Below are 14,125 nucleotides of genomic sequence, written 5' to 3'. Positions count from 1 at the left end.
AGTTTCCGAACGACTAAATTTGGAAAAAGCTGGTGTAAAAGTGAAAGATGTGCCAGTACCTATTGTCTGGTTTAAGGATAAGTTATTACCTAAATCAGTCTTAGAAGTTTTGGAATCTATTTAATGTATAGAATCTATCCTGTCCGTTCCTAAAATCTTTGTTTTATTTATAGAACCCATTTGGTATCTTTGCACGGGTTATGTGCTTTTTGCTACAGAACTAAGAACTTAGATAGGGTGCCCGTCGGTAGGGCAATGTACAAAAGTTAGGAAATTCAGGAATGAGAATAGGGCAAAAAGGTTGAAATTTGTTCCCTACTTCTTATATTTAAGGGAACCGCTCAATAATCCGGGGTAAATAGGTAAATGGCAAGGCTCAAACGGCGTAAAATCCTTCCTAAACTGGTAGTCCACCCCTATTTATTGAGCGGATACTATATAAATGGGTTCTACATAGCAAGCGATCGCCCTTAATTTGCTAATCATTTGATATTCCAGTCAGGTCAAAAAATAAAATCAAAAATCAATACATACTGCCAAAATTTTGATTTACAAAAATTTGTTTATATACTATAGTAAGAGTTTTGGCAGATAAATATTCTCTCATCAAGGCTAATATGACAACGCAAAGTCGTAAAGGGCCTTCCAAGCGGAAGAGTATTAAAAAGTGTGCTAAGAGTATAATTACTTATTTAATTTTCTTGCCCACAAGAAATTCCTACCTAAGTGTGTCACAAACCCACGGTTAATTGCTCCGCAATATAACGGGGGCAGCGAGATTGTCCATGATGTGACCAGTTCCCTAGAATTTCTAGGAGCCGTTATTTAGTTCATGACACCTCTGGGTGCGTGCCAGCCTTGAGCAACTGTCGTCTAATTTTAAACATCTTTAAACGGGCTAAGGAAGTGAATTAGACATCACAAGACTAAATAACAGAACGAGGCAAACATTACCCCGGTCCGGGAGATCAAAAATGTCAAACTTTGTATTTGTTTTAGACACAACCAAAAAGCCATTAAATCCTGTTGATCCAGCACAGGCAAGACGGTTATTAAAACAAGGGAAAGCTGCTGTTTTTCGGCGGTATCCTTTTACCATTATTCTTTTTGAGGAGATAACAGAAACACCCAAAAATATAACCTTGAAACTAGATCCAGGAAGCAAAACAACTGGAATAGCTTTAGTGCAAAATAATCAGGTAATTTGGGGAGCCGAATTACAACATCATGGCCAACAAATTCAAGATGCTTTAACCTCAAGACGACAATTAAGAAGGGGAAGACGAGGACGAAAAACTCGTTATCGTCAACCCAGGTTTCTGAACAGAAAACGCTCTGAAGGTTGGCTACCTCCAAGTTTACAGCATCGAGTCGATACAACAGTAACTTGGGTAAAAAGATTAATCAGGTATTGTCCTATTAATTCTTTGGCTATGGAGTTAGTTAAATTCGACTTACAAAAGCAGGAAAATCCGGAAATTAGTGGAGTCGAATATCAACAGGGAACCCTTTATGGTGGGGAAGTTAGAGAATATCTACTAGCTAAATTCAATCGAAGTTGTCAATATTGTGGAGCGACAGATAGGCCTTTTGAAGTTGACCACATTCACCCGAGAAGTAAAGGAGGAAGTGACCGAGTTTCTAACTTAACTTTGGCTTGTCATAACTGCAATCAGTCCAAAGGAAATCAAGATATTAAAGATTTCCTTAAAGAAAAACCGAGCCTAGTTAATCACATCTTAATACAGGCAAAAACGCCATTAAAAGATGCTGCAGCAGTTAATTCTACTCGTTTGAAACTGTTGAATTCTCTACGATAATTAGGATGACCAGTAGAAACAGGCAGTGGTGGATTAACTAAGTTTAATCGAAAAAAATTAAAAATTCCTAAAACTCATTGGCAAGATGCAAGTTGTGTAGGACAAATACCTGATGATTTGATATTTAAAACCAATCAACCTTTGCTGATTCAAGCAACAGGATACGGAAAAAGAAAACGATGCCGTCCTAATAAATTTGGTTTTCCCATAAGTCATGCTCCTAAAGCTAAATTTTTTCAGGGATTTTAAACAGGAGATTTGGTTTCAGCATCAATCCCTAAAGGTAAATTTGCCGGACTTTATGTAGGCAGAATTGCTATTAGGTTCCGTCCTAGTTTTGTTCTCAAATTACCTGAAAAAAAGTTCGATGTTAACCCCAAATACTTAACTCTTATGCACAAAAATGACGGATACAATTATGCTTTTTAACAAAGGTGCGCTTTGCTCAATTTATTTGTTGAACTCTATTCCCCTCACTGTTAAGCTTCGCTATAACGGGAGTCCCCTGGAGATGTAAAGATGGATTTACCGATTGGGATCGACAAAATCAATAGTTATTCTGTGACAACTAAAGAGTAACAGAAATAAAAAGCCGAAAGAAAATAGTATTCCTTAGAATTATAGGAGTAATCTTCAAAGGATAACTCTGTTAATAGAGGGAATTAAAATTATCATCTTCTGCTTACTATGCAAGTAGAATACTGCTAAATATTTATAGTTAATCCTGAAGGATATATCCTTCATAAAAGCTAACTAATATAAATTCAATCAAAGTTTATTCACTATACAAAACAGGAGGTAACGTCATGAAAATCAAAACTCAACTACATACCGAAGCTGTAAAAATAGCTTTGCTTTCCCTATCAGAGATGGAACTATATAATACTATTCATAATTGGCTTGAACGAATATCTCAAAAAGATTGGGAAGCAGAATTATTAGATGAAATGCAGTTTGCTTTAGGTTATGAATTAGAGTCAGGAGAAACTCTACAATCTTATAGAAGTTGGGATGAATTGATGTATTGTGAACCTGACTGTGAAGATGTCTACTTAATCGCGCCATCACCTTTGAAATTACACAGATATATAGAGCAGATGGACTCACATTCTTTTTATCACAATATAATTTCTATTGCTGGAAAAGCTTATAGTGAAGGAGAAATGGGTTATCCACCAAATGCCTTTTGTGATGGGTATCAATTTATGGAAAACTTAGTTGCTAGTCTCAGAAAAAATCAACCTTGCCAAGAAAAAAATTATCCTTCAGAAATTTTCAGAATTGTGAATCAAACTCCAAATAATGAACAGTTTTTTCAAGTATCAGAACATTGGCGGACTTACAATGGAGATAAAGTAACTGATTTTGTGCTTTTGACCTCTAATTAGTAATTGCAGGAAGAACCAGGCAAGTACATAAATAAGTTTGTTTATGGTATTTATGATGGGTTATCTGATGTGATAATCCATATTCTTATTAAGAATATTTCCTCTTTTTTACTAAAAAAACAGAATTTGGGATGCACTTTCTGAAGGCTATTCATAAATACTAAAAAGCTGACTACTGATGCACTTCAATGCTAACTTGCTATATCTATAGCAATCCTATTTCAGTTATGAAAAAAAATCTTTGAATTTAGGAAACAGGGAATAGGGGTAAAAGTTTCAGGGTTTTTATATATCCTGAGATTTTTTACAAATGATTTATGATTGCTATACATCAAATTTAACAATTAATAATTAATAATTAACAATTACCTCTCTCTGAAAACCAATAGGATTGACTAAAAGGGGAATTTTTTTTCTTTAAAAGAGAGGCTTTATACCAAACGTGAAAAAAGAATGTTACCAATAATAAGCACCAGCCAAAAGACTTGAGCTAGGATATCTATTTGATGAAAAATATAAATTTTCTGGTAATAAACAAAATTCAAGCTATTTCTACTAACTACTGACTACTGATTATTGACTACTTACTACTAGCAAAAGTCGTTCGTATTTGTAGCAAACATTTATCAAATTGGTATTATACAATTTTGAAAAAAGAATGTTACGAATAGTAAGAGGGATAAAAATAATTTTCAGGAGACATCCCTTTGACAAAAAAGATGATTTCCAACCTAAAAAGTGGTATTGAAGCCATTCATTATGACTCCTGACTCCTGACTTCCCCTCCTGGGAGGGGGAGGGGCGAGGGGTGGGTTGACTCCTAAAAAATCCCCTAGTTATTTGTAGCAAACATTTATCAAATTGGTATTAAACCTTGATTATTCGGTAATACAGAGAGAGATTGCTAAATCACTTCTAATTTTTTTGATGATCATTACCAAATATTAGTATCCTCTTGATAATTGCCATGACAACGTTACTAATGCCTGATCATGAAAATCCTCAATTTCAGACTTATATTACCTCAATTAATCCCCAGTATCTGACTAATAGACATCTCCAAAAATCAAAAATAAAATCAATTTTTATCCCTATTTCCTATTCCCTATTCCCTCTTTGGAAATATCTATTTTTCGGCGTTGCACAGTGACGAATGATTTTATATTTTTGATGAATAGGATTTTGGATTTGATAATTGCTAGAATGACTAATTAATAGTTTTTTTAGTTAAAGTCTAAACTAATTTTTGGTAATATCATTCCATAATGTGCAACCCCTATTTTTCACTTGTGGCTGATTTACTTTGTTAACATTAGGACTTACACAAAAGACGAAATTATACAGGATTTCTAGGGGTTAACAGCCCTTAATATCTACCATAAGTGGTAGTTTGCGTAAGTCCTGAACATTATTGAACTCAGAGTTTATTGCCATTTAGAACGAGTATTTTTTGCAGTTGAAATGATAGGATAAACACTATAAACCATACCTTCTAGAAATAGAAAAAATTGAGAAAAATCACCAATGGCATTAACTATCAACGAACTATTTGATGAACAATTCTATTTAGAAACCTACCCAGGAGTGGCTGAAGCAGTCGCCAATGGCACAGTCAGTAATGGCTTTTTCCATTTTATTAGGTTTGGTCAATTTGAAAGTCGCGACCCCAACGCTATTTTCAATACTAATTTCTATCTCGCTAATAACCCTGGAGTTGCTGCTGCTGTAGAACAAAATCTTTTGACACCTACAGAACACTTCATCAATTTTGGTCAATTTGAACAACGTAACCCCAGTACTTTATTAGACACCAGTTTTTATCTAGACCGTTACTCAGATGTTGCTGAAGCATTAGTAACTACCTCACTGACAGCAACAGAACACTTTCTCAATGCTGGTCAATTTGAAGGACGGTTGCCACGTTTGTTATTCAGCGATATCTATGTATTTGGTGATAGTTTGTCTGATACAGGCAATGCTTTTATCGCTACTGGCGGTCTGTTACCACCCAGTCCTCCCTATTTTGAAGGTCGCACTAGCAACGGCCCTCTATGGATAGAAACTCTTGCACCACAATTAGAGTTAACATCTAACCCCGGTCTCAATTTTGCAGTGAATGGAGCCACCACAGGATTTTTGAATGATACCAATAACCTATTGCCAGAAGGTACTCCCCCACTGTTAATTGGACTGCAGACACAAATTGACAATTTTATTGCAGAGACTCCAGAAACTGATCCTGATGCTTTATATGTAGTGTGGGCAGGTGCAAATGATTATTTAGGGGGTAGCACCCAAGGTGTGCAGTCAAGTGTGGGTAATTTGTCAGTGGCAGTAAATAAGCTAGCAAGCATTGGAGCCAGAAATTTTCTGTTGCCAAATTTACCAGATCTAGGTTTGACTCCACTCGCACAGAGTTTACCCCCAGAACTACAACAGGGATTAAGTTTATTAAGCGAAGGTCACAATAGTGGGTTAGCAGCAGCTTCCCAAATATTAGAGCAAGACCCGAATATTAATATTATTAGCCCTGATTTTAGGACTATCTTTGACAATATTATTGCTAACCCTAATGATTTTGGCTTTACGAATGTCACGGATAATTTCTTAGCTTCTGGAGCAATTAACCCCGATGATTTTTTATTCTTTGATGACATACATCCTACTACCAATGGCCATAATTTTGTGGCAGATACAGCAATAAAATCCATTACAGAGATTTCAGAATTGGTTAGTATTTTGGAGGCTTCTGAAGGCTAATATCAAATTCGGTAGCATTGTTGTCATTAGCAGTCCTCAGGAGTCAGGAGTTATATCATGTCCGGATAATTAGTTATAAAAAAACTTTCTCCTTCAACTCCAGTTCTTCTTCTTTCTTCCCTCTTTCCTCCTGACTCCTGAGGACTGTACGTCGCCAATCCGACGGCTCCCCTACCTGAGGACTCCGTAGTTATTTATTTATCACTGTTCAACCGGACATGATATTAGGAGAAGACATGATATTATTTCATTAGACATCTCTAAAAATCAAAAATCAAAGCCATTCTTATCTATAAAATTTTCAATTTATACCAATTTGATAAATGTTTGTTACAAATGGTAGAAGTTAAGAAAGAAGGAAGAAGGGGCAATATTATGTGCCCCCTTCGGAGGAGCTACGCTAACGGAAGAAAAGTTATAATCAGGCTCGTAGTTGTGCTTTAGCCCTAATATAAAATGAACTAGAGCAGCTATTTTTAAGCATATAGCGCTGTGCGCAGGCAACAGGGAACAGGCAACAGCTCATCTGGGGGAATAAAAAACCGATAATATAAGAGACTGTTTGTAAAAGGAATATTAAATCCAGGCGTAGGGTGGGTTAGGTGACAATAACTATGAATCATAACAAAATTTAACTTTCCGCCGTAACCCACCGAATATTAAGCACTCTGACCGTCTTAATCTTTAGTTTACAAACACTCTCTAAGGCTTTTAGCTATTGGAAAGTTCTTGTAATTTGTAAATATGCCAGCGCACATTGCTATATCTGATCGACATCTACCTTTTTGTAGCATTCTTTTTTCACCCTTGGTATTAGCATTAATTATTCTTATTTTTACTTCTCCCCCACTCCCCTATTCCCCTACTCCCCTACTCCCTCACTCCCCCACTATTATTCCCCCCATCTATACCACTTGCGAAAATTAGAACCATCACTAACTGCTAAACCTATTTGATGCTGACTCGATAACTCATCGTGACCTCCTTCATTCGCACCGATATAGTACATCCGAAAACTACCATCTGCCATCGGTACAACACAAGGAGTACCGATCGCCTGTGCATCCCAACGACCAGAACCTTTTGGAGCATGACTAAAAATAGATCCACCAACTTCTGAACCTGGTTGTTTTTCCCAGTTAATGCCATCAGTAGAAATAGCTAAACCAATAGAATGATATCCACTCTGGTTTACTCCTTCGTAAAACATCAAATACTGACTGTCTATTTTCAGGACGTGATGAGTACCGATACCCCGTTCATCAAAGCTTCCCGGTTCTCCTAGTCCTAAAATTTGACCTACTTTCTCCCACTGAAAACCATCTTGGCAAACTGCTAAACCTACTAAAAATATTCTTTCTGGGTTTAGGGTGATTAACTGTTGAATAAAAATTGTAGAAAGTAGTTGCTATTTGTAGAAAAATGTTTTAATATTAAACAGGTAACTAAAGCTTAGGAAATATCTAAAGGTGAATGAGACTTGTTGACAGACATATTATTAACCGAACACATCAGTATTGGGCTTGGTGTGATGACTTAGCCTTTAAGTCAAAAAACTTGTATAATTTGGCTAATTATTATTGTCGTCAGCATTTTTTCAAGTGCTCAAAAAGTCTGGATTTAACTAAACTGTACCACGCCACCAAAGATAGCGATGCCTATAGAGCATTACCAACCAAGGTATCAAAACAAATAATCAAATGCTTGGTTGCCACTTGGCGTGGTTATTTTCAGGCCATCAAAGAATGGTCAAAACATCCAGGGAAGTTTTTAGGTAAACCCAAAATACCAAAGTATAAAAATAAAACTCAAGGTAGGAATGTAGTTATATATTCCAAAGAATCAGTCTATAAAGCTCCTCTCAAAGATGGTATTTGTCACTTATCTATGAGTGATATCAAAATACCTGTAGTTGTGGATACTGTGATCGAAGTGAGAATAGTTCCTGCTACTGCCTGCTATATAATTGAAGTTGTGTATGAAAAAAAGAATCAACCACAAATAGACTCAAGATATGTAGCCGGGATTGACTTAGGGATTGATCGATTAGTAGCTCTATCTACAAACAAGCCCGGTGTTAAACCTATGCTGATTAACGGGAAGCCACTAAAAAGTGTCAATCAACTATATAACAAGCGAAAAGCTAAATATCAAAGTCATCTCAAAGGCAACAGAAAAACTAGCCGTAAAATTGAAGCGTTAACCTATCACCGAAATCGTTTTGTCGAGAATTATTTGCATAACACCAGTAAATTAGTGGTTCAGTATTTAACCAGAAATAATATTGGTACTGTAGTCATTGGAAAAAATGATAACTGGAAACAAGGTGCAAATATAGGCAAAAAAAACAACCAAAATTTTACCCAAATACCACATGATAAGTTAGTCAAGCAAATTACTTATAAATGTCAGCTAGCAGGAATCAAGGTAATTGAAACAGAGGAAAGCTATACAAGCAAAACATCTGCCCTTGACCTTGAGCAACCAATTAAATATGAAACTTATGGGGGAAAACGAGTCAAACGTGGTTTATTCAGGAGTGCAACTGGTATAGTCATTAATGCCGATGTTAATGGCAGTATTCAAATAATTAGAAAGAAATTCCCAGAGGCATTTACTGCCGAGGGAATAGTGAGCTGTGCCGTACAGCCAATATTGGTTAATCCAATATCAAGATAAAAGCTCAGATCGATTTTCTACAGTTTTTTTCGTACGGTGTGGTAGTACATTTTCCAGGAGGAGCCATCTCTCAGCACTTGTGGCCAACCACAAAATAAAGCATCAAATTCTCCTGGTTGACCAAGACTCAAAAATGCACCTCGGTGAGGACCTTCCAATCTTACCCAGTTAATGCCATCACGAGAAACTGCACAACCAGGGAGCATCTGAATACCTTTAGCTTGAAACTTTCCTAGTTCTATAACTTGGCGATCGCCACCAAAATACCACATCCAGTAAAGACCGTCACTGAAGTAGACATCACTCACTCCAACATGAGCAGAATCAAATCTATTTTCGTCTGGGTGAGGTTCAAATATAGCTCCCATTAGACATCTCCAGAAAAGAGGCAACAGGCAACAGGCAACAGGCAATAGGGGGAAAAAATTGATAATTTATGGATAAGAATTGATTCTATTTTTGATTTTTGGAGATGTCTATTGTTAAGGGACCTTTTATTCTTTGCCATTTGACGCCATCAGAGGAAATAGCCAGACCACAACGACCTGTTGGTCAATTGATTTGGCGGTCAAAACTGGCATCCCGCCCATAATACCACATTTTCCAGGTGCCATCTGGACTATGAAGTACGCACGGTGAGGAGACCCTCTCGGAGTCCCACCAACCTTCAGTGCCAGGAGTAAGTACGAGACCGGGTTGATTAATTTGTGTTGATTTCATCTCAGACATTATTTCCGTTCCAATGATTTAATTAAGGGATGACCGTCATTAAGTAGTTCCTTCAGTTTATCAAATGCTGTTGACTGTTGACGAACATGAGCATCAATAAATAAACCTATTGTTTCTGCCATTAGAGAACGAATTTCATCTTCTGGTTGAGTTGCAGGAAAGTCGAGAAAAGGTCTACCTGTTGTGGAGTCAAATGGATAAGCAAAAGAAAAGTGGTTAGCTCCCTCGACTAACATCAAATAGCTATCATTTCTTCCTCCTGAAATTGCTTCGTGAAAAGTCCGCTCTACTGGTGTTGTGGCTTCTTCCCAAACAGTACCATAACGGTGACTACTATTAGCAATGACTCCATCGCAAGTACCACCTATTAACAACAGTGGCAGTAAGTCAGGGAGAGGTAAAATTGTTGCTGCTTCATATCCCATCATTGTTCCTGCTGCTGTATGTACAGCATAACCAAAAGCAGCTACCACTTGCGAGAAAAAGTTAGGACTAGCACTTTCTATTGCCACCATGCCACCAGCAGAATGTCCACCCAAAATAATTTTTTTTAGGTCAAGCATACCAGCTAGGATACCGTCTGAATTTATCCGATCCAACTCTTTGAGGATTGCTGGTAAAGCTGAAGCAGTGGGAGCTGTACCATAAGTATCAGGAGCTAACATTGCAATATCAACCCCTGGAGTCATAGAAAAAATACCAGGAAAGTTTTCTGCAACCCAGGCAAATGTTACCACTACCACTCCGTTCTACTAAACTTACCCAAACTTACCCAAGAGGGTTTTGGAGCTAGCTTCCTGTTTTGCTGACGCAATGCTGCGCAAACACAGAAGACCACTGACCGCAGTCTGAACTTATCTTCTCCACAGGCTTCAAATCGGCGGGAAATCCACGTTTAGGAATAGTTAAAAAATTTTTAAATGCCCTCTCTAAATCTCTTAAGGCTTGCTGAGGGGCGCACTTTGAAACTTCATAATACCAGGGATTTTCACTTTTAACTTCAGCTACCAAACGCTTATGTAAAGTGATAGCACTCAGTCGTTTCTTGCTTGATTCATATTCAGTAATGCAAGTTGCTAATCCCCAGTTATAAGCATGACGAGCTACACCTGCGTGTTTGGCAAGTATTGTTTTTTGTTTATTATTAACTTTTAGTTTGGTCTTGATTGATTGCATTTGAATTGGTAAGCCATGAAAAAAAGTCTTTGACAATGCTTAGGATGATGTTAATGTATGATAGCAGATAACAATGATATTTTTAACATTTTTTAACATTTTTTAACATTTGTCCAATTATTCGGCTTCAGTAGTTAGCCCCGTTCAGACAACTTAATAGCTAGCCATTTGTAAAGTTCTGGGTTGCAGTTAACGCCATTGAATAAAATCACTACTGGAAAAGGAGCTTGTTGGCGATCAGCAGGTACAATACCCTGATTTTTTTGTTGCTCACTACCTGACATTTTGCCTGGGTAGAAGACTTTTAGATTAATAGTATCGTATGGTGGTTGAGCATTCTCAACTTTGGTTGCTCGGTAAAAAGCTCCAATGTTCATATTACAATTGTTCAATGTTTTTCTACTATTTATGAAAATTTCTCATGGTGCGTTACGCTATTATTAACACACCCTACTGGACCGTTTCACCTAAAATAGTGCAATAGATGTAGGTTGGGTTGAGGAACGTAGCTTGCTTCTCCGCAGGAGTAACCCAACAACAATCTTTCTCCCCTACTCCTGTACGGACGTTGCATGCAACTTCCATCCCCTACTCCCCTACTCCCCTACTCCCCTACTCCCCTACTCCCTAATGCACTATTTTAGTTGAAACAGTCCTCTACTGGGTACGGGATGCGATCGCTAATGGATCGTATTTATAAAGCCAGTCTTCAAACTCGTCATTACTTCTTAATGTCTCCTGAAGATATTTTTCGCTATCATGTTCGTATGCTCGCCTCCCCGCCAAACCACTACGAGCTTGAATCATCTGTGTGCGTTCTATGCGACTTCCATCATAGAGGGCTAAAGCTGCTTCAAGGTTAGGAGCTTTTGCCAGGTACTCCGAGAGTTCGTAGCCATCTTCAAAAGCCGTACTTGCTCCCTGTCCAATAGATGGACTCATGGGATGAGCGGCATCTCCCAAAAGCGTAACCCTCCCCTTGCTCCAACTGGATAATGGTTCTCTATCCAATATCGGTCGTTCTACAATGATTTCTGCATCTGTTGCTTCTATAATCTCAGGTACAGGAGATGCACACTCACCAAATTCTTTGAGAAGCCGAGATTTGACATCAGCAGCACTTCCTGAACCATAATCATCTACACACAGCATTGTTGCTCCCCAAAATATATATCCGTCACCCACATCCATCAGCAAGATGGTCTTGGGTGTGGCTATCATTGTAGTCACTTGATTAGGATTAAGCAGTTCGTGACTATACTTGAGAAGACCACGCCAAGACATTCTACCTAAATAGCGAGGTTCCCCATCACCAATTAGTTTTTGTCTGATAGCAGATTTAATTCCATCTGCTCCTACTACTAGGTCTACCTCTACTGTTTTTTTGCCCTCAAATTCTACCGTCACACTGTTATAGTTTTGAGTGAAGCTAACGCAGCGATGATTCAGGTGAATTATCTCTGGTGGAAGTGCTGCTGCCAAAATTTCCTGTAATTTAGACCAGCGGATACTCAACAAAGGTTGTCCGTATTTTTCCATCATAGTGATTTTTGTTTTCTGAATTATATCACCACTATTTTTCTGTAACTGTATTACTTTGAGTATGCTACCTGCTTGTTTCAATTGTTCTACTATACTTGGATCTATCGCCTCTAGTGCTTTTAAACCGTTAGGATTTAGGGATAGACCTGCGCCGACTGGGCGCAAATCTCTAGCTTTCTCATAGACATGAGCATCAATACCTTGTTTTCTCAGAGCGATCGCTGTTGCTAAACCACCAATACCTCCACCGATAATGGCGACCTTCTTCACAACAGGTTTTGACGTTTCTCTCATTTTGCTTGTTTCCTTTTTATTGCTATTTGTTGTTAGACTGCAACTGTTTCTTGCCAAAGTTTCAGACGTGAATCTGAATTTGGATCGTAATCATACACCCAATTTTGAAACTCTTCAAATGCCTGCGGTGAGTGTTGATTTGTTTGTTGAGTAGGTTGATAATAGCGTTTTTCACCCTCTGCACTACGGGTTTGAATAATGGCTGTACGTTGGATGCGACGGTTGTCGTAGTTGGCAAGAGCAGTTTGTAGGTCTGGGTAGTTGTACAAACACTCAGCAAGTTCATAAGCGTCTTCAAAAGTAGTATTAGCTCCTTGCCCTGCGGATGGTGCCATTGGATGAGCAGCATCTCCCAATAACGTCACCCTACCATAACTCCATTGTTTCAATGCTAGTCTGTCACATATCGGTCCTTCTAATATCCGTTCGGGAGTTGTCTGTGCTATCAGCGATCTTACTGGTTCCATCCAATTAGCAAATTCTCTAAGAACGCGAGACTTTGCTTCAGCAAAAGTAGAAGAAAGGGTAGAGTCTGGCAATAGCTTCCGCGCTAACCAACTCATATTTCCTTCTCCCACATTAAGTAGGTAAACTATACTTTCTTCTCCTTTCATTAAGATGACTTCATTTAGTGGTAGTAACTCATCTTGATAATTGACAACAGCTCGCCAAGACATACTACCAACATATCGAGGTATCCCGTCACCAATTAATGTTTTTCTCACTGCGGAGTTTACCCCATCCGCTCCAATGAGTAGATCTGCTTGAGCAGTCTTTCCATTATCAAAATGAGTAACGATATTGTTTTCATTTTGTTCAAAACCAATACAACGATGATTCAGATGAATGACTTCTGGTGGTAGCTCTGATGCTAAAATTTGTTGCAAACGCCACCACCAAATAATTAAGAGTGGTTGCCCATATTTTTCCATCATGGTACTTTCCCTAGTCCTAATTGTTTCTCCAGCGCTTGTTTTCAAAGTGACTCTCTGGACTTGACAACCAGAACATTTTAGTGTATCTACTATACCAGGTTTAATCGCATCTAGGCATCTTAAACCATTAGGTTGCAAACCTAAACCTGCTCCCACTGGACGAAATTATTTGGCCTTCTCATAGACATGGGCATCAATACCTTGTTTTCTCAGAGCGATCGCTGTTGCCAGACCACCAGGACCAGCTCCAATAATGGCAACCTTTTCAACAATAGACTTAGACGTTTCTCTCATTTTGGTTGTTTCTTTTTTGTTGGTATTTGTTGTTATACTACTACTAGACATCTCCAATAATAAAAAATCAAATCAATTATCCTCTACTCTGTAGGGACGTTCCATGCAACGTCCCTACCTACTCCCTACTTCCTCTTTTCTGGAGATGTCTACTTTTTCTTTCCAAGGTCTCAGACGCGACTCTAAGTTTGGATCGTAATCATATACCCAACGTTCAAACTCTGCAAAATTTGGCTGTGATTGTTTGTTTTGCTCCTGGATACTTTGATAAGACATTTTCTCCATCTTCTCACTATAGTTTTGAATAACTACTGTACTGGACTGTTTCATCTAAAATGGTGCAATAGAATAGTCAGCTAAAAGTGACTATTGGACTCACAAGCGATCGTTAAAAACAGACAACCAAAAACAGGCGATCGTTAAAAATAGATAGCCAAAAACAGGCGATAGCAAAAAACAGACAACCAAAAACAGGCGATCGTTAAAAATAGATAGCCAAAAACAGGCG

At 38.1% G+C, this 14,125-nt stretch carries 14 protein-coding genes and 1 pseudogene; 4 read left to right on the top strand and 11 right to left on the bottom strand.

Features of this window, described 5'->3' with window-relative positions; genetic code table 11:
• Positions 1-974: 974 nt before the first annotated feature.
• Positions 975-2,249: pseudogene (iscB, locus tag F6K18_RS34085) on the top strand (RNA-guided endonuclease IscB).
• 377 nt (positions 2,250-2,626) lie between these two features.
• Positions 2,627-3,208 (top strand): hypothetical protein, encoded by a 582-nt coding sequence (locus F6K18_RS34080; protein WP_287527543.1) that lies wholly within the window; start codon positions 2,627-2,629, stop codon positions 3,206-3,208.
• A 573-nt stretch (positions 3,209-3,781) separates the two neighbouring features.
• On the opposite strand, the gene F6K18_RS34075 is transcribed toward F6K18_RS34080, so the two are convergent.
• Positions 3,782-4,057, bottom strand: coding sequence for a hypothetical protein (locus F6K18_RS34075; protein WP_287527541.1), 276 nt, complete (start codon positions 4,055-4,057; stop codon positions 3,782-3,784).
• A 675-nt stretch (positions 4,058-4,732) separates the two neighbouring features.
• On the opposite strand from F6K18_RS34075, the gene F6K18_RS34070 reads away from it, so the two are divergent.
• Complete coding sequence (locus F6K18_RS34070; RefSeq protein ID WP_287527539.1) at positions 4,733-5,968, top strand: SGNH/GDSL hydrolase family protein; 1,236 nt, start codon at positions 4,733-4,735, stop codon at positions 5,966-5,968.
• Between the two features lie 892 nt (positions 5,969-6,860).
• On the opposite strand, the gene F6K18_RS34065 is transcribed toward F6K18_RS34070, so the two are convergent.
• The gene (locus F6K18_RS34065; RefSeq protein ID WP_287527537.1) at positions 6,861-7,178 is read right to left on the bottom strand and encodes a hypothetical protein; all 318 of its coding nucleotides are present in this window, start codon (positions 7,176-7,178) and stop codon (positions 6,861-6,863) included.
• Between the two features lie 263 nt (positions 7,179-7,441).
• Here F6K18_RS34065 and F6K18_RS34060 point away from each other — a divergent pair, with 263 nt between their 5' ends.
• The gene (locus F6K18_RS34060) at positions 7,442-8,647 is read left to right on the top strand and encodes a transposase (protein WP_287527535.1); all 1,206 of its coding nucleotides are present in this window, start codon (positions 7,442-7,444) and stop codon (positions 8,645-8,647) included.
• A gap of 17 nt (positions 8,648-8,664) precedes the next feature.
• On the opposite strand, the gene F6K18_RS34055 is transcribed toward F6K18_RS34060, so the two are convergent.
• From F6K18_RS34055 to F6K18_RS34020, 9 genes are all read right to left on the bottom strand, one after another.
• A complete protein-coding gene (locus F6K18_RS34055; protein WP_287527533.1) occupies positions 8,665-9,015 on the bottom strand; it encodes a hypothetical protein in 351 nt (116 codons plus the stop codon).
• Between the two features lie 184 nt (positions 9,016-9,199).
• Positions 9,200-9,367, bottom strand: a complete 168-nt coding sequence (locus tag F6K18_RS34050) for a hypothetical protein (RefSeq protein WP_287527531.1) — start codon at positions 9,365-9,367, stop codon at positions 9,200-9,202.
• An 8-nt stretch (positions 9,368-9,375) separates the two neighbouring features.
• Positions 9,376-10,119, bottom strand: a complete 744-nt coding sequence (locus F6K18_RS34045; RefSeq protein WP_287527529.1) for a dienelactone hydrolase — start codon at positions 10,117-10,119, stop codon at positions 9,376-9,378.
• A 46-nt stretch (positions 10,120-10,165) separates the two neighbouring features.
• Positions 10,166-10,552: a transposase gene (locus F6K18_RS34040; protein WP_287527528.1), complete on the bottom strand. Its 387-nt coding sequence runs from the start codon at positions 10,550-10,552 to the stop codon at positions 10,166-10,168.
• 134 nt (positions 10,553-10,686) lie between these two features.
• Positions 10,687-10,944, bottom strand: a complete 258-nt coding sequence (locus F6K18_RS34035) for a hypothetical protein (RefSeq protein WP_287527527.1) — start codon at positions 10,942-10,944, stop codon at positions 10,687-10,689.
• A gap of 265 nt (positions 10,945-11,209) precedes the next feature.
• The gene (locus F6K18_RS34030; protein ID WP_287527525.1) at positions 11,210-12,388 is read right to left on the bottom strand and encodes an FAD-dependent monooxygenase; all 1,179 of its coding nucleotides are present in this window, start codon (positions 12,386-12,388) and stop codon (positions 11,210-11,212) included.
• A 32-nt stretch (positions 12,389-12,420) separates the two neighbouring features.
• Positions 12,421-13,479, bottom strand: a complete 1,059-nt coding sequence (locus F6K18_RS34025) for an FAD-dependent monooxygenase (RefSeq protein WP_353735260.1) — start codon at positions 13,477-13,479, stop codon at positions 12,421-12,423.
• A gap of 9 nt (positions 13,480-13,488) precedes the next feature.
• On the bottom strand, positions 13,489-13,617 hold the full coding sequence (locus tag F6K18_RS37115) for an NAD(P)-binding protein (protein ID WP_353735259.1): 129 nt from the start codon (positions 13,615-13,617) through the stop codon (positions 13,489-13,491).
• Positions 13,618-13,731: 114 nt separating this feature from the next.
• Positions 13,732-13,947: a hypothetical protein gene (locus F6K18_RS34020; protein WP_287527523.1), complete on the bottom strand. Its 216-nt coding sequence runs from the start codon at positions 13,945-13,947 to the stop codon at positions 13,732-13,734.
• Positions 13,948-14,125 lie beyond the last annotated feature (178 nt).

Source organism: Okeania sp. SIO2C2, assembly GCF_010692625.1.
GTDB lineage: Bacteria > Cyanobacteriota > Cyanobacteriia > Cyanobacteriales > Microcoleaceae > Okeania > Okeania hirsuta.
The sequence above is the reverse complement of the archived record's forward strand: the minus strand, read 5'-3'. Positions and strand labels throughout refer to the sequence as shown.

Bases quoted from the DNA above. Each gene is read 5' to 3' on its own strand.
- F6K18_RS34080 (WP_287527543.1), top strand. From the start codon at position 2,627: ATGAAAATCAAAACTCAACTACATACCGAAGCTGTAAAAATAGCTTTG.
- F6K18_RS34070 (WP_287527539.1), top strand. From the start codon at position 4,733: ATGGCATTAACTATCAACGAACTATTTGATGAACAATTCTATTTAGAA.
- F6K18_RS34065 (WP_287527537.1), bottom strand. From the start codon at position 7,178: ATGTTTTACGAAGGAGTAAACCAGAGTGGATATCATTCTATTGGTTTA.
- F6K18_RS34060 (WP_287527535.1), top strand. From the start codon at position 7,442: ATGAGACTTGTTGACAGACATATTATTAACCGAACACATCAGTATTGG.
- F6K18_RS34055 (WP_287527533.1), bottom strand. From the start codon at position 9,015: ATGGGAGCTATATTTGAACCTCACCCAGACGAAAATAGATTTGATTCT.
- F6K18_RS34050 (WP_287527531.1), bottom strand. From the start codon at position 9,367: ATGAAATCAACACAAATTAATCAACCCGGTCTCGTACTTACTCCTGGC.
- F6K18_RS34040 (WP_287527528.1), bottom strand. From the start codon at position 10,552: ATGCAATCAATCAAGACCAAACTAAAAGTTAATAATAAACAAAAAACA.
- F6K18_RS34030 (WP_287527525.1), bottom strand. From the start codon at position 12,388: ATGAGAGAAACGTCAAAACCTGTTGTGAAGAAGGTCGCCATTATCGGT.
- F6K18_RS37115 (WP_353735259.1), bottom strand. From the start codon at position 13,617: ATGAGAGAAACGTCTAAGTCTATTGTTGAAAAGGTTGCCATTATTGGA.
- F6K18_RS34020 (WP_287527523.1), bottom strand. From the start codon at position 13,947: ATGAAACAGTCCAGTACAGTAGTTATTCAAAACTATAGTGAGAAGATG.